The following is a 21041-nucleotide window of genomic DNA, read 5'->3' as shown; positions in this document are numbered from 1 at the left end:
ATTTTGATTGCGGAAAAATCTCTTCTGTCTTCCGAAGAAATCAAAGTACAGGAGAAATTGGCCATCTTTTTAGCATTCATCGCAGGATATACCGACGCAACGGGATTGATCAAATGGAAGACCTATGTTTCCTTTATGAGTGGAAATACCACGCAATTGGGAGCGGCTTTTTCCAGTGAGAAATTCGGAGTCATCATTACATCAGTCACGGTAATTGGAAGTTTTTTAATTGGAATTTATGCCGGAGCCTGTTTATCATTATGGAAAAAATGCAAGGTTAAAAGCATCGTTTTTTATATTGTTTCGGGAATTTTGATTCTTTATACTTTTATTAATTATTACTGTCAAATTCCTGTGATTCCTTCGATTGCCATCATCGGTTTTGCAATGGGAATGATGAATACGATTGTAACATCTGTCGGAACCCTGAAAGTGAATACAGATTTTGTAACCGGAACATTGAACAGCCTTGCTAAAAATATGGCAATATTCACGATGAGTAATGATGAAAATGAGAAGAACGAGGCTAAGGAAAATGCAATCTATCTCTTGCTTTTGTGGATGGGCTTTTTGTCAGGCGCTGTGACGGCTCCCTTCTTACTAAGTATATTGAAAAACTGGATTTTGCTTTTACCTGCAGTTTTATTGCTAACTTGTAGAGGATTAATTTTCAATTCAATAACACCCAAAAACTAAATATTATGTTACAAAAAGGCACTGTTGCTCCCGATTTTACATTGTTTGCAACACCAGACCAGAAAGTCACTTTATCTGAATTTAAAGGAAGAAATGTCATCCTCGCTTTTTATCCCGCAGACTGGAGTCCGGTTTGCAGCGACCAGATGGCTTTATACAACGAAACTTTGAAGTTCTTCCATAAATATGACGCAGAACTCTTTGGAATCTCTGTGGACAGCAAATGGTGTCATCTTGCTTTTTCACAATCCAGAAACTTACATTTTCCATTGTTGGCTGACTTTGAAGCGAAAGGAGAAACAGCAAAAAAATACGGCGTTTACGATGATGAGGAAGGAGAATGCAAACGCGCATTATTCGTCATTAACAAAGATGGCATTATCGAATGGAGCTACCTATCTCCTACCGCCATCAATCCCGGCGCAGACGGAATATTAGAAGCTTTAGAAAATCTTAACACAAAATAATTATGTCACTAAAACCATCAGTCAGCACAACTGACCACGCCCAAGGTAACGACAATGCCGACCTTGTGATTGTAGAATACGGCGATTATCAGTGTCCGTATTGCGGAGCCGCTTATCCTATTTTGAAAGAATTAATGAAAGAATTCGGAAGTCAGGTAAAATTTGTTTTCAGGAATTTTCCTTTGTCGGAAATGCATCAATATGCAAGACCTGCCGCAATCGCAGCTGAAGCCGCCAATCTTCAGGGAAAATTCTGGGAAATGCACGATGCGATCTACGAAAATCAGGGATCTCTGAATGAACTATTCTTATTTGAGCTTGCAGAAAAAATAGGATTAAATGTTTCTCAGTTCAAAACAGATATTCGAAAAGCTGAGCTGGAAGAAAAAGTAGATTCGGATTTTGAAAGCGGAATTATGAGCGGTGTGAACGGAACACCTTCATTCTTCGTTAACGGTAATAAATTCAACGGCAGTGCGATGGATTTGTTTCAGCTGATACGTGAGAATGCGGTTGATTAACCACAAAAGGACTTTTAAGCAGTTTGTACTGCCCAAATAATTTTATATCAAATGAACGATTTTAACTTAGGTTAAGATACATTGAATTTAGCCGACCTACATTTGCTAAAGAATTAAGACAACAAAATATTAATCACAACAATAAAAAAAGTAAATTATGAGCACACTAAAATTAAAAGACGGAACAGAGATTTTTTACAAAGACCAAGGCCAAGGACCAGTATTGATGTTTCATCACGGATGGCCATTATCTTCAGACGATTGGGACGCACAGGTTATTTTCTTCCTTCAGAGAGGTTACAGAGTCGTTACCCACGACAGAAGAGGTCACGGAAGATCCAGTCAGAATATTTATAACCACACGATTGAACAATATGCTTCTGACGCTGCAGAACTGGTTGAATTTTTAGGTCTGAAAGATGTAATTCATATCGGTCACTCTACAGGGGGGGGTGAAGTGATCCGTTATGTGAACAAATATGCTAACGGAAGAGCGAAAAAAGCTGTGCTAATCAGTGCGATTCCTCCAGTAATGGTAAAAAGTGAAACGAATCCTGACGGTGTTCCGATTGAAGTTTTTGATAACATCCGAGACCAGACGATGAATAATAGGAATCAATTCTATTATGATTTGACTTTCCCGTTTTACGGTTATAACAGAGAAGGAGCAAATATAAAAGACGGAATTCAGAGAAACTGGTGGAGACAAGGATTAATGGGAGGAATTGTAGCTCATTACGACGGAATCAAAGCTTTCTCTGAAACAGATCTAACGGAAGATCTTAAAGCCGTGGATATTCCTGTTTTAGTTATGCATGGTGAAGATGACCAAATCGTTCCTATTGCGAATGCGGCATTAAAATCAATTAAATTATTAAAGAACGGAAAACTGATTACCTACCCAGGTTTCCCTCACGGAATGCCGACTACAGAGCACGAAACTATTAATAAAGATTTGTTGGAGTTTATAGAAAGCTAACAATAAGGCAATCTCCATGAAAGCAAAAACCTTCTTTAAAATCATTAAAGAAGGTTTTTTATTTTTTTTAAAATTTATTCTGGTTATTCCTAAAACAGACATCTCCAATTTTAATAATAAAAAAACCGCTCTTTTAAAGAGCGGTTATACCATACTAAACTTAATTTTTTCTTAACAAGTAGATCCGCAAGCAAGTACTTTGATCGTAACAATACCGTTAACAACGCACTGAACATTGCATAATGTAGTTCCTACAACACCAACAGTACCTGTAACAGCACCGCCAACTGTTCCTACTACGCCACCTACAACACCACCAACTACTCCTCCTAGACCACCAATAGCACCACCTACGGCACCAACAGTACCTGTAACAACACCAGTAATGTTGTCTAGTAGCCCGTTTCCTGAAATAGTTTTCAACTCATTTCTGTTTAATTTTTTCAAATTTTTCATGTGATTGTAATTTATATGATTAATACATCACTAAGATATGAATAATAATGATATGTTTATATCTTTTTATAAAAAATAATTATTTTTTTTTATGATTTAATATTTCGTTAATATAATTGATATTTTATGTGAATTTCACTTTTTTTGCTATTTCGTTGATTTTCTAAATGTTAAAAAATGTGAAAGTATAGTTTGAGCTGTTTTTAAGTTTAATTTTTTTTTACTAATTGAATTTCTATTTCATAAATGGAATACAGCGTCTTTTTATAGATACAAAAGTGTTGTTTCAGGGAAGATCTAACAGCTTTTAGTTGCCTGTTTATTTTACTTTTTGAGCCAGGATTGATTGTCTTTGTTCTCAGATCTCTTTTTTCCGTTATCAAAATTGTAAGCAAACCCAACTCCCAATGTTTGTTTCAGCTGTGTCTTCTCGATCTGGTTATGATCATACAGTAAATCTAAAGTAACATTCGTAGAGATAAATTTATTGATCTTCATATTAAGAACACCACTATAGGAAAGAACTAATCTTTCAGGATGGTCGAGGTAATTAGAAAAAACCGATCCTGTATTGATCAGATTGATGTTCTCCATGATTTTTACCTTATATATAGCAGTGCCTAGAAAACCAAATTGAAATAATGAAGAATCTCCATCATTTTTAAGCCCATAAGTTCCTGCATATTGTAAGTCTTCATCCAGTACGAAAGTCCATCTGGCATTTGCAGGTCTTAGGGTCATTGTGAAATTGTCATTCGGGCGATAGGTAACTCCTGCTCCCAAATTCAAGTAACCCGGAGCCATAAAGTTGGAGATCTTTGGAGCTTCAGGATTATTGCCGTCTTCATAACCTGCTGCAAACTGAGTCTGTAAACTGGCTCCTGCGGAAATATACCAGTGTTCTGCGAATTCTCTACCATAATTGGTGGACAGATTGATAACATCCTGTGTTTTTCTCGTCCCTACTCCTTTGGTATTGTTTTGTCCATAGCCTAAAATGATAATATTTTCCCAAAGATCTTTTCCTTTTTCATAAGTGAGATTGTAGTTGACTCCGGCAAGCCAGCCCACATTGTTAGCTCCGCCACCAACCCAATTTGAGAAAGCAGCCTGATTAAGCATTAATGTATTCTGACCTTGTATACTCCACGCTTTTGTAGTGTCAATAATTGGGGCTTCAGACTTTTCCTGAGCTGATAGAAGTGCTCCCAAAGAAATACTAAGTGGTAATAAAATCTTTTTCATAGTCTATTAATTTCTATAAAATTAAAAATATTATTTCACTTATTGGTTATTAATTATGTTAATAATGGAGAGATGTTCGTACGGATTTATACTCTTTTATAATAAAGAACAGTAGGAAAACCACAGCGATAAAACCATATAGAAAAAGAATAAATAAAGATAAAGTACTTACTGCCCATTCGGAAGGAAAAAACTGCGTCATTAATGTCATCAGTGATAAACCGATTCCCGCTCCTAGGAAATAACTGGTACTGGTTAAGCTGGATGCGACTCCGTACTGTTGGGGTTCAGCATCGCGAATTCCCAATACGGATAAGCTCGTAAAGCATAATGTCATTCCGACTCCGGAAATGCAGGCTGCTCCGGTTAAGACCAGAACCGTTGGGTGATTAAGGTAAATGGCAAAAATTAAACATAATGCTCCTGTAAGCATAAATGACCAGCCTAAAATTCCAATTTGTACGGAATTTAGCTTTTTTGAGAGAGCTGGCAGAATAAACTTGGCGATCAGAGCGGATAAAATACTAAAAGGAACAAGCATAAGTCCTGAATCGGCAGCGCTGTAGCCCATATCTTTTTGCAGCATCAGGGAAATGAGGAATAAAAAGGAGATGAAAAAAGCGCCCAGGGAAAAGAAAGCAAGATTAGAAATTACCAGGGATCTGTGAGAGAACAGCTTAAGATCAATTAACGGATTGGAAATATTTTTTAAACGATAGATAAATGCACTCAATAAGACAAGAGACAGAATAACAGAACCTAAAATTAAAACGGGCTTTTCCTGAATGTGAATGAATTCATGAGTGCCATAAGTCATTAGTAATAATCCCGAAACTAAAAGAATACCTGAAATCATATCTGTAGATTTCTGATTCTTGTTTTGTATATCCAAGGGAAGAAACTTATAAGACAATATAATGGTAATAAAAAGTATAGGTACATTAATTAAAAACACCCAGTGCCAACTTAGATACGTACTAATAATCCCTCCAATCGACAGACCGCTTCCTGATCCGATGGCTGCAAAAGCACTGAAAATACCTAATGCACGGTTTCTCTCCTGATCTTTCTGGAAAGTATGAGTAACAATGGATAATGCTGAAGGCATAATAAATGCGGCACCTAATCCCTGCAGTGCTCTGAATACTGTTAAAGTCTGAAAATTAACCGACATTCCCGCTCCTAAAGATGTGAGCATAAAGATTGCTCCTCCTATGATGAAAATCTTTTTACGTCCAATCTGGTCTGAAAGTTTTCCGCCAATAATTAAAAAACCACCAAAAAAAAGAACGTATAAGGTCTGCAGCCATTGTACGGTATTTGCGGTGATGTTGAACTGTGACTGAATAGAAGGTATGGTTAAATTAATAATCGCAATATCTAAAGCTTCAACAAATGTTCCGATAGATGCTAATATTAAAATCAGGTTTTTTCTAGGCTGCATTATAACTATTTTTGTGTTGCAAAATTAAATTTAATAGAACTTTTTATAAAATTTTAATATTAATTTAGAACAGTATTATTATATTTATATTTTTAAAAGAATAATTGTCCTTTTTAATGTGTGATTATAATATAATACAGAACGTATGGCAACTGAAATATACACTCCGGATGAAAAAGACCTGTCCATTTTGCGAATCCTGCAGAAAGATGCAAAACTGAGTATTCGTGATATTGCGGTAAGAATCAATTTAAGCCCTACACCAACTCATGAACGTATAAAGCGACTGGAGAAAATGGGAATCATTAAAGGATATACAACAGTTGTGGATCGGAAGAAGATCAATAAAGGCATGATGGTTATTTGTATGGTGGCTTTAAATGTTCATAACAAAAAAACGGCAGGTGCTTTTATTGAACAGGTTGGCAAGCTTAAGGAAGTAGTGGAATTTTACAATATAAGCGGAGAGTTTGATTTCATGCTTAAAATTCTGGCGGCAGATATGGATGATTTCCATGAGTTTTTCATTAATAAACTTTCCGAGATTGAAGGGATCGGCCAAACGAAAAGTATTTTTGTGATGAACAGTATTAAAGAAAGCTATCAGATCATATAAAAAATGTCTCCGGTATAGTTGGAGACATGTATTGATTTTTAATTCGGTTTCATCTGCAAGACCTGTAAGATAGTCTGGTAAATATATTCCAGATCTTCAGTGGTAATGCAATAAGGAGGTACGAGATACATTATATTTCCTAATGGGCGTAAAATAATTCCCTTGTTTAAAAATTCCTTATAAAAGAATTTTCCGATCGTATTGAAATATGAAGTTCCTTGTTCTGTCTTAATATCCCATGCTAAAATAGTTCCTGTCTGACGGACATTTTCAACTTTCGGGTGTTGGTTTAGAATTTGAGAAAATTCTTTATGCTTATCAGTAATTAAACGGATATTGTCCTGTGTTTCTTTATTCAGTAAAAGCTCCATGCTTGCCAAAGCTGCTGTACATGCTAATGGATTTGCTGTGAAAGAATGTCCGTGAAATAAGGTTTTGTACTTATCTTCCGACAAAAAAGCATTGAAAATTTCATTGGAGGATGTGGTAATTCCCATGGGCATGGTTCCGCCGGTTAATCCCTTTGAGAAGCACATAATATCAGGTTTTTCCGTAAGATAATCGGCTGCGAATAGTTTTCCTGTTCTTCCAAAGCCTGTGAAAACCTCGTCCTGGATCAGTAAAATATTTTGTTTTTTACAGAATTTCATTAATTCGGATAAGTCTTCCGGATTATGCGTCAGCATTCCTGCCGCTCCCTGAACTAATGGTTCATAAATGAAACAGGCAATTTCGTCAGCGATATGTGAGATTTGAGATTGTAGACCCCGTAAGTTCTCGGAAGTTGGCGTATCAATGAAGGCAACATCAAACAACATATCCCCAAAAGGCTTTGTCCATACACTTCTTCCGCTTACAGACATGGCTCCGAAGGTATCTCCATGATATGCATCTTTAAAAGCAAGAATTTTTGTTTTTTTCTTTCCTTGGTTGTGAGCAAATTGAATACACATTTTCAAAGCGACTTCCACTGCGGTTGAACCGTTGTCGGAGTAAAACACTTTTTCCTGATTATCTGGTAAGAGTTTCAATAAATTTTCCGAAAGCTGAATGGCCGGCTGATGGGTAAAACCTGCAAAAATAACCTGTTCTAATGTTTGTAGTTGTTCAGAAACTTTTTGAGCAATGTAAGGATGAGCATGACCATGTAAGGTGACCCACCACGAAGATACCGCATCAATATACTGTTTTCCTTTATCGTCAAAAAGATAAGCTCCTTTCCCCTTTACAATGGGAATGGCATCTTCAGCTGTCTTCATTTGTGTATAAGGATGCCAGTTGACAAGCTTATCACGTTGTTGCAGATTCATAATCAAAACTTAAAAATAAAATTAGCAAGTTGATTTCCATGTTTCAAACTGATCCATTGCTTTTTCTGCTGCTCTTTTCATTGGCTTTAATCCTAATGTCTGCAACAGTTGCATATCTTCCGAAACTCCGGGGTTTGGCGTTACCAATAGGGTTTCTCTTTCTCCTGTAAAAATGGAATTGGCTCCGGCCATAAAACACCATCCCTGCTCAAATTCTGTCATTTCTATTCTTCCCGCACTTAAACGGACCATAGATGATGGCATGATGATTCTTGCTGTGGCAATCATTCTTACCATTTCCCAGGTATTTGTTTTTTCGTTATCCTGAAGCGGGGTTCCTGCTACTCTGGCTAATGCATTGATGGGAACTGACTCAGGATGCTTAGGCATTGTTGATAAAGTCAGGAGCATAGAAATTCTGTCCTTATGAGTTTCTCCCAATCCGATAATTCCTCCTGAACAGACTGTAATTCCTGCTTTTCTTACATTATTGATGGTGTTGATTCTGTTATCAAAAGTTCTTGTAGAGATGATTTCTTCATAATATTGTTCAGAGGTATCCAAATTGTGGTTATAAGCGTATAATCCGGCTTCCTGAAGTCGAATTGCCTGTTCTTCTGTCAGCATTCCAAGAGTACAGCAAACTTCCATTCCAAGATCATTTACGCCTTTAACCATATCGATCACGCGGTCAAAATCACGGTTGTTGCGAACTTCTCTCCAGGCTGCAGCCATGCAGAAACGGGATGATCCTCCTTCTTTCGCTTTTTTTGCGTGCTCAATTACCTGTTCTGTCGGAAGTAATGCCTGAACTTTAATATTTGTATGATAACGGGCGGCCTGTCCGCAGTACGAGCAGTCTTCAGGACATCCACCTGTTTTTATGGATAATAAAGTGGACATTTGTACTTCCTCAGGATTGTGCCATTCGCGATGAATTGTTGCTGCTTTATATATCAGTTCAAGAAGCGGAAGATTGTAAATTTCCTCTATTTCTTCCTTTGTCCAGTCGTTTCTTAGTTGTTTTTTATTCATGAGTCTATTTTTTCTAATTGTTGTACCGTGTTTTTTATACTTTCTTTTGTTATTTTTTCTATGTTGGGAATCCGTATAATTTTTGTTTCTTTTGGGAGGTTTTTACAGATAATTCTGTTTGTATCTTGCGGGAAATCTCCGTTAAGGATTAAATAATCTAGCTTTATTTTCCTTTGGGCTAAAGTTAAAATTGATAATAAAGTATGATTGATGCAGCCTAAGTAGTTTCTTACCACTAATGCAGCAGGAATGTTTAATTTTTCAATTAAATCAATGATAAATTCATTATCGTTTAAAGGAACCATCAATCCTCCCGCTCCTTCTACGATGAAGTTGTTTGGGGTATGAGGAAGTTTAAATTCATTTAAATCAATGGTGATTCCTTCTTCTTTTGCGGATTGATGAGGTGAAGCGGCAAGCTGAAAACGGTAGGCTTCAGAATGGCAAACGGTATGCTCTCCTACCCATTCTTTAATTTTTTGGCTGTCAGAAAAGTATAGATCTCCCGACTGTACCGGTTTCCAGTAATCTGCATTGAAGTATTTCGTTAAAACTGCTGAACAAACGGTTTTTCCTATCTCGGTTCCAATTCCGGTAACAAAAAGCCGTTTTGGACCATTGTTTTTAGTCTCAATTTCTAAATTCATGATTTTAATATTCATCTGCTTTTAATTTTCCATTTTGTCATTTCCACGAAGGAGAAATCTGTTTAAGAATAGATTCTTCATTTCACTATGTTTCGTTCGGAATGATAAGTTTTTTTAAATGAAGTCTTTAATGATCTTTGTCAATCCGATAATTTCCTGTTCTGTATTAAAGCTATGCAGGCAAATTCTCAATCGCTCTGTTCCTTCTTTTACCGTCGGACTAAAAACAGCGTATGTTAAAAATTTATTTTCAGATAAGGTTTCCTTTAAACTTCTCAATTGATGATTATCAGGAATGATGATCGCCTGAATTGGACTTTTTTCTGAAGATGGACTGCTTAAATTCTGATCCCGGAAAGTTTTAATATTTTCCTGAAGTTTATTGGGTAATCCGTTATTCTCATTTAAAAATTGATATCCTTCCCGAATGCTGTTCCAGAGAAAGTCATGGGCAGAAGTTGTATAAATAAAAGGAGATGAAAAATTGATGAGGTAAGATTTTATCATATCATTGGCTAAAACAGCCGCGCCGTGACTTCCAAGAGCTTTTCCGTAGGTAGTAACCGTTGCCAAAACTTTGTTTTGAAGTTGAAATTCACTAACCAAGCCATATCCGAAAACTCCAAAAGCATGCGCTTCATCCACGATCAGGTGAGCATTGTATTTTTCTGTGATTTCAACAATTTCATTAATGGGAGCAATATCGCCGTCCATTGAATACAAACTTTCAATCGCAACATAACAAAGTCCGGTTTGTTTTCTTAAAACCTGCTCTAAATCTTCAATATTATTGTGTTTGAATTTCAGTTTTTTTGCATTTGAAATTTTACAGGCATCATGTACCGAACGATGAATCATTTCATCGACAATAATGGTATCATGGCGTGTCGGAAGTGTTGAGAACAAAGCAAGATTGGCGTTGTATCCTGAAGGGAAAAGCAAAGCGGATTCGTATCCTTGCTCTTTTGCAATATATTCTTCAGTTTCATGTATAATCGTACTGTTTCCGCTTATCAACCTTGATCCGGTACTTCCTTTCAGTAGATTAGGATTTTCTAGAACATTTTTTAATAAGATATTTTGGAAATCTGTATTTCTCGCTAATCCCAAATAGTCGTTAGAATAGAAATCGGTTCCCTTTTGCTGAGGTTTTAAAACTCTTAAAGTCCCGTGTTCTTTTCTTTTTTCTAAAGCTTCCTGAAAATGAAGAAATTGATTAAGCATAATTCAACTGTAAAATCTCTTTTGAAATAGCGTTAATCCATTGTTCATGAAGTTCTTTTTCAATAGTTAAAACAGTATTAGCATGAGTTTTCCAGTCTTCTGAGAATTCATCCAATTGATTGATCATTTCCTCCAAATGTCCCTCTTCTTCAAGGATAATGGATTTTACCATGATTTTTGAAGAGGTTTTGGACAGAATTTCCTGGTAAACAGGATATAATTCATCAGCACGAACTTCAATGGCATAGGTTACAAAAAGATAAGCCGCATATTTTAGTTCTTCTTTTGTTAATTGGAATGCCTGCTGAAGATATTTACAGGCTTTGATGTCAAGAGAATGAAGGTATTGTCTGGTTGCTATGGAAGCTAAAAGCTCATTGCTGTTATATGTTTTACAATATTCAGGATTGATTTTCAGGATTTGCTTTTTCAGATAATAAGCATGGCGATGTTCTTCAGCGGCGTGCTTTAGCTGAATTAAGCTAACTTCTGTCGGATGTTCACAAGCAGAAATTTTCCTTGCTCCGGCATTTTCAATGAACGAAAGTGTGTTCAGCCATTTTGAATGAATCTCATCATGCTGAACTATTTTTTCCAAAAGATTATAAAGTTCCATTCTTTTTTGTTTTGGTTCAAAAGTAGTATATTGCCGGATGGTTAGTTGGTGCCAGTTTTTATATTATGAATAGTCCGGTTGAAATTCCTTATAAAAGTTTTATTAAAATTGACAGAGATTCCGAATCTGCCATTTATATGCAGATCACTAATCAGTTAATCAATGCAATTCAGAGAGGTTTTTTACCTTTTGGAACTAAACTTCCGGGAACCAGAACGTTAAGCCAGATTTTAGAAGTTCATAGGAATACCATTGTTGCAGTATATGATGAGCTTTTTGCTCAAGGCTGGGTAGAAAGCCTGCCCAATAAAGGAACTTTCATTATCGGTAAAAATGATGAAAAACCGATTGATTTTAATGATTTCGATAAAATAAACCTCAAAAACTATCCAAAATCCACTGGATTTAGTTTTAAAACATCCAATATTTTAGACAATCCTTTTGAGCATTCAGATTGTGAATTTATTTTAAATGATGGCTCTCCTGACATCCGTTTAACCCAAATCGATCAGCAGTCCAGAATTTACAGCTCGACTTTAAAGAGAAAAGCCCATAAAATGGGACGTTATAATCAGGACGGAAGTGAGTTTTTCAAAAAACACCTTTCCCAATATCTCAATTTATCAAGAGGATTACCGATTTCCAACAATAACCTGCTTATTACCAGAAGCACAGAAATGAGTATTTATATTGCTTCCGAGATCTTGTTGTCAGAAGGAGATACCGTTTTGGTGGGAGCTTTAAGTTATTTCTCAGTGAATATGATTTTCCAGAAAACGGGTGTTAAAATTGTTACAATTCCGATTGATAATGAAGGAATTGATGTGGAAAAAGTAAGAGAAATATGCAAACGGCAAACAATAAGAATGCTGTATCTTACTCCGCACCATCATTATCCTACAACAGTTACGTTAAGCGCTCAGCGAAGATTGGAATTGCTGAATCTTGCCCATGAATTTGGATTCATTATTCTGGAAGATGATTATGATTATGACTTTCATTATGACAAAAGCCCCATTCTTCCTCTTGCCAGTGCAGATACGAATGGAATGGTTGTTTATATAGGCTCTTTCGGGAAATCTCTGGCTCCGGGTTTTCGTACCGGGTTTATTGTAGCTCCCGAAAATCTTATGACTGAAATGAGGAAATATCTGGGAATTATCGATAGACAGGGAGATATTCTGATGGAACATGTGTTGGGAGAAATGATTGCAGAAGGAGAAATCAACCGGTATTTGAAGAAGTCATTGAAAATTTACCAGGAAAGGCGGGATCATTTTGCGCACCTGATTCAGGAAAGCTTCGGGGAATTTGTACGTTTTCAGAAACCGGCGGGAGGTCTTGCAATATGGATGGAACTCAATATTAAAATTAATCTGATGCAGCTCAGCCGAAATTGTATTCAGAACAATCTTTTTATTCCTAAAACTCTTTTATATCAAAATCAGGAATTAACGGCAATGAGGCTTGGATTTGGTAATCTGAATACCCATGAAATGGAAAAAAGCGTGGGAATTCTTTCTGAAAATCTCAGGAAGTTACTATAATCAGCTTCATTTAAAAACCGTAAAAGCACTTTTACGGTTTTAAATTTATATTTTTAATAAAGTGTTTTTTTCATCATCAGATCGGTCTGTTCATCATTTCCTAATCTGAAAATATGTTTATCAAATTCCACAAAGCCATTTTTTTTATAAAAATTAACCGCTCTCAGGTTTTCTTCCCAGACTCCTAGCCAAAGGTATTTTTTATTTTCTTCCTGAGCGATTTCCAATGCTTTTTCGTACAGGATCTGTCCTACTTTTTTACCGTGATGACTGCTTTTCACATATATTCTTTCAATTTCCAGAGAAGTTTCATCCTGTAATTCTGTCTGCGCCTTTCCTGAATTTACTTTTAAATACCCAACCGGAAGGCTTTCTTCCCAGGCAATAAAGAATTGGGAATCGGGATTATTGATTTCTGCGGTTAGTTTTTCCGTCGCAAAGCTTTTATCCAGATAGTTTTGCATTTCTTCTTCAGAGTTATAAGCAGAAAAAGTTTCATAAAAGGTTTCCTTACCCAGGTTTTGTAAGGTTTCTAAATCTTTTATTATTGCTTTTTTGATTTGTATTGACATTATTGGTTTAATTTAATAATAAGATTTCTGATATCGTTTTCTGAAAGTTCAGTTTTTGCTTTATGATTTATAATTTCCTGCAAAGCTAATAAATAAGCTGTTTTCAAGGCATTTTCCTGACTTACAATTTTGTCCGGAATGATTCCGATATGTTCCCAGTTTTTCCCCGAATAAGTAGATGTTATTTTTCCGTCCGGAACCAATAAAAGATACTTGTTCTGAATATAATAAGGATCGACAGGATTAGCGGCTCCTCCGGTTTTTTCACCAATTACTTTTGCTAATTTTCTTTCCTGTAAAAAATAAGCCAAAGCCTCTCCGGCAGAAAATGTTTTTGGGCTTGTAAGAATATAAATGTTTTTGTTGAGATATTTTTTACCTGCAACGTTTGATTGTATTCTGTTTTTTACTGTTTTTCCTGAATTCCGGAAATAAGTGGTATACAAATTTATGTTTTTATCAAAAAAATAACTGCAAAACTCAACAAGCATCGCATTATCCGCGCCTCCGTTTTCCCTTAGGTCTATAATTAAAGAATTGGTATTTTCAACAAAATTCATGGCCGCTTCCAAAGCTTTTTTACTGGATTTCAGTTCGGCAAATCCTTTATAATTAATGTATCCTATGTTACCTTTCAGTCTTTCTACTTTTTCAAATCCAAAATTCTCAAGGCTGTTACTGAAATTATTCTGCTTTTCCTGTTCTTTTTCATTGATATTCTTTTGAGGAGAGTAATTGGCCAAATATTTAACGAAGAAGTGTTTGTCTTTTGTTGCCGCTCTTAATTTTTGAGTCAGGTTTTCAGCAAAATCTTTTTCATTTAATGAAGAAGATAATTGTCCGGATTTAATTTCGCTTTGAAATAATGAATCTAGACTTTTAAAAACCTTTTCGTCAATATAATTCTCTTTGATTTTGTCCAAAATTTCAGTGAGTATTTTTGTTTTATCATTTTGTGCAAATAGTAATGAACACAATAAGATCGAACTTAATAAGCCTATTCTTTTCATTGATGATTAATTTGATACAAAAATATCTGAACGGGTAAAGTCAGAATTGTAAAAATGTAAACTCAGATAAAAAACCAAAGATTTTTATCTTCCGTATTTACATTTTCAAAAAATTTATGAGGCTGAATTTTCGTTAAATTTTTAAAATTTTTAATGAAATGTGATTGATCATAGAAGAGGTTTTCATAAGAAAGCTCGGTTAAATTTTTCACACTTTTATTTAAACTAACAGAATTTCTAAACCGTTGAATTTTTCTAAATTCAGAGGCTGACTTACCTAAAAATTTTGTACATAGTTTATTTACATATTGCCTTGAAATAGTATGTTTTTCCGCAATCTCCTCAATTTTTAAATCCGAATACAAATCATTGACAATGGATTGAATTGTAGATAAGTTCTTTTCTTGATATTTTGAAAGCCAGTATTTTTCCAGCATATCAGTCTGATTTTTTCTGTCTTGTTTAGTCAAGATAGTTTTCATAACTTCTTTACAATCTGATGAAATGATTTCCTGTTTTAAAAAACGGCTTTCAACCGAACTAAAAAAATGATAGATTCCTAAAGGCTTAAAATAAACGGTAATCTCATTGATGGGCTGTTTGTAACGAATTTCCACAGGAGAATTGCAACGCGAAACAAAGTCAATAAAAATATTTTCCTCATTGGATGCAGAAATTTCCACCTTGTTTTGATCGCGAAAAAACAAAACATTTTCACAAGCTGAAATAATAAAATAATTATCAGGAAATGTGATATAATTCAATGTTGCATTGGAATCATCTTTTGCAATAAAGTAATACCCTTCAATATATTTTTCAAGAACCGGGTGATTAGGTTTGTAGAAATTAACTTTCATTTTAAAATCCGGACTGTAGAAATCATTTAAAAATAAAATCTGAAGAAAAGTCTTCAGATTTTAAATTTACGAAAATAGAATTTTGTTAAACGCTTCAGAAGCTAAATGAACCTGTACCGTCCAGTCATCAGCTGCATCGCTTCCTGCGTCGTCAGAAATATACTTTAAGCACAGAAACGGAATATTCTCTTTCATGGCAATTAATGCTAACGGATAAGCTTCCATATCTACAATATTATAATCGGTTTCAGAATGGTTCATTTCAAAGCTGTCGCCACTTCCGCAAATCCCTTCGGGAAGGTCATGTTTTCTGAGTCCATATTCCAAAACGGGAGGTATTCCGGAAAGTGGAGTTTCATACAATTTAAATCCAAGACCTCTTACATCCATATCACGCTGAATGAATTTTGTGCAGCAAATAACCTCTCCCTTGTGAAAATTTTTGCTTCCTGCAGAACCTAAGTTTACGATTAGTTTCGGTTTTCTCCTGTGGATTTCTTTTGTAAGCTCCATAGCAGCATTTACTTTACCAATGCCTGTAATTAATTTATTTTTATCGTTAAAAACCTTTCCCGCTTCAGAATCTAAGGCAAAAACGAAAAGAATATCTTCAAGAGCAAATTGATGTTCTTTATTTATTGTTATCATGTTTTCCTCCTAAAATTAAATTTCACATCCGTCTGTATCACAAGAAGCTCCTTTATCAGAAAGGTTTTTTAGAGGACTTACTGTTTCATTATAAGTTTGTTGAAGAGCATTTTCAAAAAGTTCTACAGGCTGTGCTCCGGAAACCGCATATTTACCGTTCAAGACGAAGAAAGGAACTCCAGAAACGCCATTATTTCTTGCTTCCAGAATATCCTGGTTGATCTCATAATCAAAGTCTTCAGAGGTTAAAGCCTGTTGTGCTTCTTCTTTGTCAATACCTAAAGATTCGGCTAAAGAAATTAAGGTTTCAAGATCTCCCACGTTTTTCCCGTCAATGAAATGAGCAATGAAGAGCGCTTCTTCCATTTCGTTGGCTTTATTATATTTTTTTGCCAAATGCAATAGCTTGTGAGCCGAAAAGGTATTCGTAATTAAAGCTTTTTCAAAATTAAAATCAATTCCTGCTCCTTTTCCCATTTGCATAACCTGGCCAATCATTTGCTGTGCCTGAGCTTCAGGAAAACCTTTTTTCTCTTTGAAATATTCCATAGTATTTTTGGTTTCTTTCGAGTCTAAAGTAGGATCAAGCTGAAAACTCTTCCACTCTACTTCCACTTCGTCTTTGAACGGCAGTTTTTCCAAAGCCTTTTCAAAATTGTTTTTTCCTATATAACAAAACGGACACATTACATCCGACCAGATTTCTATTTTCATTGTATTTATTTTTATTTGAATTTATATTAATAATTAGTTTAAACGTAATTTTCTGCTAAAGATGATATGAACTATTAACGCTAATGCTCCCATGGCTGCACCTACCAGACAAACTCCATCCCATTGCGCATATTGCCATGCTACCGAAGCTGTCCATGTTCCTAAAGAGCCACCAATAAAATAAGAAACCATATAAACTGTATTCAATCTGTTAACTGCATTGGATTTGATTAAAAAATAATTGGTCTGATTCATAATATGGCTGGATTGAACGCCTAAATCAACTAAAATTACCCCGACAATTAATCCCCAGTAAGTTTCTCCTGCAAAGTAAGTAAATGCCCAACTTCCTAAAACCACTAATAATGAATAAAAGATTATTCTGTTTAGATCTAAAAAATTTTGAAGTTTTCCCACTTTTGCTGCGGCTAAAGCTCCGACTGCCCCGGCCAAACCGAAACTTCCGACCACTGATGATCCTGCATTGAAAGGAGGTTTTTCCATGTGGAAAACCAGGGTTGTAAACAATGCACACATCGATCCGAAAGCCATGGCGCCACGGAAAGAAGCCAGTCTTAGAACAGGCTGCGTTTTTGCCAGATGGAATACGGATTTCATCAATTCGCTGTATGTTCCTTTAAAATTAGGCTGTAGATCAGGCAGCATTTTATACACTGCAACCCATACCAAAACCATAATTCCGGCTGCAATTCCGAACATGGCTCTCCAACCCCACATCTCTCCTACAATTCCACCTACAAATCTGGATAAAAGGATCCCCAGTAATAATCCTGACATGACTATACCGATATTGGAGGACTTTTCTTTATCAGAAGATAATTCTGCGGCAATAGGAACGAATAATTGAGGAATCACCGAAGTAGCTCCGATCAGTAAACTGGCTACATACAGCATCCATAATTCCTGAGCAAAAGTCATCCATAGCAATGAAGCAAAAACCAAAACCAGATCGATTAAAATTAATTTTTTACGGAAAAGTTTGTCTCCCAAAGGAACAATGAGCAATAATCCTGCTGCATATCCCAATTGTGTAAGAACCGAAATTTTACTCGCAGCAGCTTCCGGAATCTGTAAATCTTCAGAAATAAGAGCCAGCAAAGGCTGGTTATAATAATTATTTGCCACTACAAGTCCGGAAATTACGGACATCAACCAAATAACAGTACGAGATATACCGCTGGTAGAATTCATCTGCATAAATTTTGTGTAAGTTTTGAATTTTGCAACACAAAAATACTCATTTTAAGATTAAGCATTTCATTAGGAGTTCATCGGTTTTACCAATGATCCATATTGAGAAAAAGCTTTTCTGTTTTAAAAATAATAAGGAACTTTGCAGTATGAAAATTATACCATTAAAAGAAGGAAATTTTTCTACCAATAAAACCAAAGATTTTACGCTTTTAACAGATGAAAACAAAGACACTGTTAAAGGAATTAAAATGTCGGTCACTGCTTTTTTAATTATTACAGAAAATGATGTTATTCTGCTGGATGCAGGAATTGGATGGAGAAATGAAAATGGAGAAACGGTAATTTCTGAAATTCTCAAAAAAGAAAACATTGATCCGGATCAGGTAACTAAAGTCTTATTATCACATCTTCATAAAGACCATATCGAAACAGTGATTACCAGAAATGAAAACGGATTTAAAGCTACTTTTCCTAACGCTGAAATCTATATTCAGAAACGTGAGCTTGATTTTGCAATGAAAAATAAAGGAAATCATTCTTTTGATTTTGATACCCTGGAAAAACTTGTTGAATTAGACAATATTGTCTGGATGGATGAAAATAAAGGGAATATTACAGAGGAAATCTCTTTTGAAGTGGTAGGAGGTCATACTCCATTTATGCAGGTTTTCTGGATCAAGGAAAATAACGAAACTGTTTTTTACGGAGCTGATGACCTTCCACAGGAATCTTATTTAAAATATCATCTTGCCTATAAAAGTGATTTTGATGGCAGAAAGGCAATGGAACTACGATTAAAATGGCAGCAGGAAGCGATAGAAAATCACTGGAAAATATTATTGTATCATGATCTGAATAAAGCCTTTATAGAATTTTAACCTAATATAATTGGTTTTCTTTAAGTTTAAAATTAAGAACGGTATTTTTTAGATTTCAACCATTAAGATATTAAGGATCATTAAGATAAAAGCACTATCTATTTTTATAACATTATAGGTATCTCTTAAATTTCTTAATGCCTTGATGGTTATTATAAAAAGAAACAAGATAGGTCCAAATAAAAACTCTTCTCTAAATACAGAGAAGAGTTTTTTTATAATTAAAAATCAGCTTATTTTTGCTTCATTTTTCCATTTTTAAATCTTTCGCTTGCAGTCTGGTAATAAGAAATTGTTTCCGTAACCAAATTGTTGTTCTTAGATTTTACCTCTGATAAAGACTGGTCTGCTCCGGTAACATTGAACTGTTTTACCTTTCTTTTGTCATCGATCTGGGTGAAAACATTGTTTTTTAATAATCCCAACGTTCTGTAATTTCCTAAGAAAGCTCTTTCTTCTCCCGGTTTTGTCTGGTTGATATCTTTTCCGTACAGGCTTGTCTTGTAGTTCCAGTTTAAATATCCGAATAATGTAGGCATAAGATCGATTTGAGAAGTCAGGCGATCTATTTTTTCCGGCATATGATTAAGGTTGTAAATAATCGCTGGAATATGGTGTTTGGCAATATTGATCTCCCATTTTCCGGCACTGCTTGCGCAATGGTCAGCAACAATTAAAAATACCGTATTCTTAAACCATGGCTTTGTTTTGGCAGTAGCAATAAACTGTCCTAAAGCATAATCAGTATATTTCACTGCAGCATCTCTTTCACCTTGTGGAAGATCGATTTTACCATTAGGGAAAGTATAAGGTTTATGATTAGACGTTGTCATCACAAACTGGAAGAAAGGCTTGTTTTCATTAGTGCTTTTATCAGCATATTTGATAGACTGCTTATAAAGATCCTCATCACAGATTCCCCACGCATTTTCAAAATTAACTTCTTTATCTTCGATAGCATATCTTTTGGTTTTAATTTCATCAGAAAGAGGATTTCCTCTGTCTCTGTCTACAATATCAAAACCCTGTCCTCCGAAAAAGTTGTTCATGTTGTCAAAATAGCCGTCTCCTCCGTAAATGAAATAAGGATGATATTTTTTTGATTGCAGCACCGTAGAGATTGAAAATAAATTCTGATTGTTAGGTCTTCTTACAATACTGTTTCCCGGAGTAGGGGGAACACAAAGCGTCAATGCTTCCATCCCTCTTACCGTTCTGGTTCCGGTTGAATATAAATTGGTGAAGAATATACTTTCATTGGCCATTTTATCGTAATTCGGCGTAAGATTATTTTTATTTCCGAAAGCAGTTAAAAAATCTGCACTGAAGCTTTCAATAGCAATCAGGATGATATTGGGATTCTGTTCATTTTCCCCTTTCGTAAGTCTTGAAATATCATCATATTGAGCAGAAGTATACGTTTGATTATTTTGTAAAAGGTTTTGTTTTAATGTTTTATAAGCTTCCTGATCAGAGACTTTAGGGTAAAAAGTCAGATAATCCAGTTCGTTTGATTTGAAAGCCGTTACAAAAGAAAATGCACCATTTTTTCCCAGTTCATTAACAATAAGGTTGTTGCTGAATTCTGCCTGTTTGTTTTTCAAAACAACTGCTAAAAGAATGGTTACTACTGTAAGTGGCAGGTAATATTTTAATCTTGAGGTAAATGGTTTTTTATCTGCAAAAGTATTTCTGAAAACTTTTAGTTTTTTAAATATAACGAAGGTAAGAACGATTAAAAGGATCAAAACTCCGGCAATAAGCGGTAAAGGATACGACTGGTTGATATTCTCTACCACCTCATACGTATAGATAAGGTAATCTACCGCAATAAAATTAAATCTTGCTCCAAATTCGTCCCAAAACGGAATCTCTGCCAAAAGGCTGAAGTAAATGATGATAAAAATAAGCGTAAAATAGAAATAGCTGAAAATTTTATCAAAAACGGAACCGATAAATCTTTTGGGAAGAATAAAAAGGTAGGTCGCATATAAAAGCAGAAACAGGGATCCTATTGTAAAATCGAACAGAAATCCAGTTAGGAAAGCTCTTAAAACAGAGAATATGCTGAAATCTACATCATGTATTGAAACAATAAGAAAGCCTGTTCTTATTAAAAACGATAATGAAATGTATAAGGCTAAAATACTGAACAAAGCAGAAAATCTGCCTTTGAAAATCTTTTGGTTTAGAGTTGAAATACTTTTTGAGGACATAGTTTTAAAAAAACGTAAATTAACTATTAAATTTTGAATAAAATTTGAATTTGTTGAAATTTTATTGTAAAAATCTGTAATTATTATTTAGTTTTAATATATTTTACATTATTTATTTCTTTATCAGG

The 21041-nt window shown here is 35.1% G+C and carries 22 protein-coding genes; 7 read left to right on the top strand and 15 right to left on the bottom strand.

The window, feature by feature from the left end; all coding sequences use genetic code 11:
• Nucleotides 1-3: 3 nt before the first annotated feature.
• The 4 genes from CLV73_RS04620 (at nucleotide 4) to CLV73_RS04605 (ending at nucleotide 2663) form a co-directional block, all read left to right on the top strand.
• Nucleotides 4-696 (top strand): YoaK family protein, encoded by a 693-nt coding sequence (locus CLV73_RS04620; protein WP_157798720.1) that lies wholly within the window; start codon nucleotides 4-6, stop codon nucleotides 694-696.
• 5 nt (nucleotides 697-701) lie between these two features.
• Complete coding sequence (locus CLV73_RS04615; RefSeq protein WP_100375691.1) at nucleotides 702-1163, top strand: redoxin domain-containing protein; 462 nt, start codon at nucleotides 702-704, stop codon at nucleotides 1161-1163.
• A gap of 2 nt (nucleotides 1164-1165) precedes the next feature.
• The gene (locus tag CLV73_RS04610) at nucleotides 1166-1684 is read left to right on the top strand and encodes a DsbA family protein (RefSeq protein ID WP_100375690.1); all 519 of its coding nucleotides are present in this window, start codon (nucleotides 1166-1168) and stop codon (nucleotides 1682-1684) included.
• A 157-nt stretch (nucleotides 1685-1841) separates the two neighbouring features.
• Complete coding sequence (locus CLV73_RS04605) at nucleotides 1842-2663, top strand: alpha/beta fold hydrolase (protein ID WP_100375689.1); 822 nt, start codon at nucleotides 1842-1844, stop codon at nucleotides 2661-2663.
• A 171-nt stretch (nucleotides 2664-2834) separates the two neighbouring features.
• Here CLV73_RS04605 and CLV73_RS18850 read toward each other — a convergent pair whose 3' ends face one another.
• From CLV73_RS18850 to CLV73_RS04590, 3 genes are all read right to left on the bottom strand, one after another.
• On the bottom strand, nucleotides 2835-3119 hold the full coding sequence (locus tag CLV73_RS18850; protein ID WP_157798719.1) for a bacteriocin-like protein: 285 nt from the start codon (nucleotides 3117-3119) through the stop codon (nucleotides 2835-2837).
• A gap of 324 nt (nucleotides 3120-3443) precedes the next feature.
• Nucleotides 3444-4364: a DUF3078 domain-containing protein gene (locus CLV73_RS04595; RefSeq protein WP_100375687.1), complete on the bottom strand. Its 921-nt coding sequence runs from the start codon at nucleotides 4362-4364 to the stop codon at nucleotides 3444-3446.
• Between the two features lie 58 nt (nucleotides 4365-4422).
• A complete protein-coding gene (locus tag CLV73_RS04590) occupies nucleotides 4423-5808 on the bottom strand; it encodes an MFS transporter (protein WP_100375686.1) in 1386 nt (461 codons plus the stop codon).
• Between the two features lie 145 nt (nucleotides 5809-5953).
• Between CLV73_RS04590 and CLV73_RS04585 the strand changes: the two genes are divergently transcribed.
• Nucleotides 5954-6424 (top strand): Lrp/AsnC family transcriptional regulator, encoded by a 471-nt coding sequence (locus tag CLV73_RS04585; RefSeq protein ID WP_100375685.1) that lies wholly within the window; start codon nucleotides 5954-5956, stop codon nucleotides 6422-6424.
• Between the two features lie 38 nt (nucleotides 6425-6462).
• Here CLV73_RS04585 and bioA read toward each other — a convergent pair whose 3' ends face one another.
• From bioA to CLV73_RS04560, 5 genes are all read right to left on the bottom strand, one after another.
• On the bottom strand, nucleotides 6463-7734 hold the full coding sequence (gene bioA / locus CLV73_RS04580) for an adenosylmethionine--8-amino-7-oxononanoate transaminase (RefSeq protein ID WP_169925735.1): 1272 nt from the start codon (nucleotides 7732-7734) through the stop codon (nucleotides 6463-6465).
• Between the two features lie 21 nt (nucleotides 7735-7755).
• Nucleotides 7756-8769: a biotin synthase BioB gene (gene bioB, locus CLV73_RS04575; RefSeq protein WP_100375683.1), complete on the bottom strand. Its 1014-nt coding sequence runs from the start codon at nucleotides 8767-8769 to the stop codon at nucleotides 7756-7758.
• On the bottom strand, nucleotides 8766-9416 hold the full coding sequence (gene bioD / locus CLV73_RS04570; RefSeq protein WP_100376987.1) for a dethiobiotin synthase: 651 nt from the start codon (nucleotides 9414-9416) through the stop codon (nucleotides 8766-8768). The genes bioB and bioD overlap by 4 nt, the downstream gene beginning before the upstream one ends.
• Before the next feature lie 114 nt (nucleotides 9417-9530).
• Nucleotides 9531-10640: an aminotransferase class I/II-fold pyridoxal phosphate-dependent enzyme gene (locus CLV73_RS04565; RefSeq protein ID WP_100375682.1), complete on the bottom strand. Its 1110-nt coding sequence runs from the start codon at nucleotides 10638-10640 to the stop codon at nucleotides 9531-9533.
• Nucleotides 10633-11256 carry a hypothetical protein gene (locus tag CLV73_RS04560; RefSeq protein ID WP_100375681.1) on the bottom strand — a complete coding sequence of 208 codons (624 nt, stop codon included), beginning with the start codon at nucleotides 11254-11256 and terminating at the stop codon, nucleotides 10633-10635. The genes CLV73_RS04565 and CLV73_RS04560 overlap by 8 nt, the downstream gene beginning before the upstream one ends.
• Before the next feature lie 65 nt (nucleotides 11257-11321).
• On the opposite strand from CLV73_RS04560, the gene CLV73_RS04555 reads away from it, so the two are divergent.
• Nucleotides 11322-12803 carry an aminotransferase-like domain-containing protein gene (locus CLV73_RS04555; RefSeq protein ID WP_100375680.1) on the top strand — a complete coding sequence of 494 codons (1482 nt, stop codon included), beginning with the start codon at nucleotides 11322-11324 and terminating at the stop codon, nucleotides 12801-12803.
• Nucleotides 12804-12856: 53 nt separating this feature from the next.
• Here the strand turns inward: CLV73_RS04555 and CLV73_RS04550 are convergent, their stop codons facing one another.
• The 6 genes from CLV73_RS04550 to CLV73_RS04525 form a co-directional block, all read right to left on the bottom strand.
• Nucleotides 12857-13375: a GNAT family N-acetyltransferase gene (locus CLV73_RS04550; RefSeq protein WP_185116754.1), complete on the bottom strand. Its 519-nt coding sequence runs from the start codon at nucleotides 13373-13375 to the stop codon at nucleotides 12857-12859.
• On the bottom strand, nucleotides 13375-14385 hold the full coding sequence (locus CLV73_RS04545; protein WP_100375678.1) for a S41 family peptidase: 1011 nt from the start codon (nucleotides 14383-14385) through the stop codon (nucleotides 13375-13377). The genes CLV73_RS04550 and CLV73_RS04545 overlap by 1 nt, the downstream gene beginning before the upstream one ends.
• A 62-nt stretch (nucleotides 14386-14447) precedes the next feature.
• The gene (locus CLV73_RS04540) at nucleotides 14448-15242 is read right to left on the bottom strand and encodes a helix-turn-helix domain-containing protein (protein WP_100375677.1); all 795 of its coding nucleotides are present in this window, start codon (nucleotides 15240-15242) and stop codon (nucleotides 14448-14450) included.
• Nucleotides 15243-15308: 66 nt separating this feature from the next.
• The gene (locus CLV73_RS04535) at nucleotides 15309-15890 is read right to left on the bottom strand and encodes a 5'-methylthioadenosine/S-adenosylhomocysteine nucleosidase family protein (protein ID WP_100375676.1); all 582 of its coding nucleotides are present in this window, start codon (nucleotides 15888-15890) and stop codon (nucleotides 15309-15311) included.
• 15 nt (nucleotides 15891-15905) lie between these two features.
• Nucleotides 15906-16604, bottom strand: a complete 699-nt coding sequence (locus tag CLV73_RS04530; RefSeq protein WP_100375675.1) for a DsbA family oxidoreductase — start codon at nucleotides 16602-16604, stop codon at nucleotides 15906-15908.
• 33 nt (nucleotides 16605-16637) lie between these two features.
• A complete protein-coding gene (locus tag CLV73_RS04525; protein WP_228424226.1) occupies nucleotides 16638-17816 on the bottom strand; it encodes an MFS transporter in 1179 nt (392 codons plus the stop codon).
• 149 nt (nucleotides 17817-17965) lie between these two features.
• Here CLV73_RS04525 and CLV73_RS04520 point away from each other — a divergent pair, with 149 nt between their 5' ends.
• Nucleotides 17966-18697: an MBL fold metallo-hydrolase gene (locus CLV73_RS04520; protein WP_100375673.1), complete on the top strand. Its 732-nt coding sequence runs from the start codon at nucleotides 17966-17968 to the stop codon at nucleotides 18695-18697.
• A 233-nt stretch (nucleotides 18698-18930) separates the two neighbouring features.
• On the opposite strand, the gene CLV73_RS04515 is transcribed toward CLV73_RS04520, so the two are convergent.
• A complete protein-coding gene (locus CLV73_RS04515) occupies nucleotides 18931-20913 on the bottom strand; it encodes an LTA synthase family protein (protein WP_100375672.1) in 1983 nt (660 codons plus the stop codon).
• Nucleotides 20914-21041 lie beyond the last annotated feature (128 nt).

Origin of the sequence: Chryseobacterium geocarposphaerae (assembly GCF_002797535.1) — a bacterium.
In the GTDB taxonomy this organism is placed as follows: Bacteria; Bacteroidota; Bacteroidia; order Flavobacteriales; family Weeksellaceae; genus Chryseobacterium; species Chryseobacterium geocarposphaerae.
Note: the sequence above shows the minus strand (reverse complement) of the source record. Positions and strands in the feature narration are given on the sequence as shown.

Bases quoted from the DNA above. Each gene is read 5' to 3' on its own strand.
- CLV73_RS04590 (WP_100375686.1), bottom strand. From the start codon at position 5,808: ATGCAGCCTAGAAAAAACCTGATTTTAATATTAGCATCTATCGGAACA.
- CLV73_RS18850 (WP_157798719.1), bottom strand. From the start codon at position 3,119: ATGAAAAATTTGAAAAAATTAAACAGAAATGAGTTGAAAACTATTTCA.
- bioB (WP_100375683.1), bottom strand. From the start codon at position 8,769: ATGAATAAAAAACAACTAAGAAACGACTGGACAAAGGAAGAAATAGAG.
- CLV73_RS04550 (WP_185116754.1), bottom strand. From the start codon at position 13,375: ATGTCAATACAAATCAAAAAAGCAATAATAAAAGATTTAGAAACCTTA.
- bioD (WP_100376987.1), bottom strand. From the start codon at position 9,416: ATGAATTTAGAAATTGAGACTAAAAACAATGGTCCAAAACGGCTTTTT.
- CLV73_RS04615 (WP_100375691.1), top strand. From the start codon at position 702: ATGTTACAAAAAGGCACTGTTGCTCCCGATTTTACATTGTTTGCAACA.
- CLV73_RS04605 (WP_100375689.1), top strand. From the start codon at position 1,842: ATGAGCACACTAAAATTAAAAGACGGAACAGAGATTTTTTACAAAGAC.
- CLV73_RS04595 (WP_100375687.1), bottom strand. From the start codon at position 4,364: ATGAAAAAGATTTTATTACCACTTAGTATTTCTTTGGGAGCACTTCTA.
- CLV73_RS04520 (WP_100375673.1), top strand. From the start codon at position 17,966: ATGAAAATTATACCATTAAAAGAAGGAAATTTTTCTACCAATAAAACC.
- CLV73_RS04560 (WP_100375681.1), bottom strand. From the start codon at position 11,256: ATGGAACTTTATAATCTTTTGGAAAAAATAGTTCAGCATGATGAGATT.
- CLV73_RS04535 (WP_100375676.1), bottom strand. From the start codon at position 15,890: ATGATAACAATAAATAAAGAACATCAATTTGCTCTTGAAGATATTCTT.
- CLV73_RS04530 (WP_100375675.1), bottom strand. From the start codon at position 16,604: ATGAAAATAGAAATCTGGTCGGATGTAATGTGTCCGTTTTGTTATATA.
- CLV73_RS04515 (WP_100375672.1), bottom strand. From the start codon at position 20,913: ATGTCCTCAAAAAGTATTTCAACTCTAAACCAAAAGATTTTCAAAGGC.
- CLV73_RS04610 (WP_100375690.1), top strand. From the start codon at position 1,166: ATGTCACTAAAACCATCAGTCAGCACAACTGACCACGCCCAAGGTAAC.
- CLV73_RS04545 (WP_100375678.1), bottom strand. From the start codon at position 14,385: ATGAAAAGAATAGGCTTATTAAGTTCGATCTTATTGTGTTCATTACTA.
- bioA (WP_169925735.1), bottom strand. From the start codon at position 7,734: ATGAATCTGCAACAACGTGATAAGCTTGTCAACTGGCATCCTTATACA.
- CLV73_RS04565 (WP_100375682.1), bottom strand. From the start codon at position 10,640: ATGCTTAATCAATTTCTTCATTTTCAGGAAGCTTTAGAAAAAAGAAAA.
- CLV73_RS04555 (WP_100375680.1), top strand. From the start codon at position 11,322: ATGAATAGTCCGGTTGAAATTCCTTATAAAAGTTTTATTAAAATTGAC.
- CLV73_RS04525 (WP_228424226.1), bottom strand. From the start codon at position 17,816: ATGAATTCTACCAGCGGTATATCTCGTACTGTTATTTGGTTGATGTCC.
- CLV73_RS04540 (WP_100375677.1), bottom strand. From the start codon at position 15,242: ATGAAAGTTAATTTCTACAAACCTAATCACCCGGTTCTTGAAAAATAT.
- CLV73_RS04585 (WP_100375685.1), top strand. From the start codon at position 5,954: ATGGCAACTGAAATATACACTCCGGATGAAAAAGACCTGTCCATTTTG.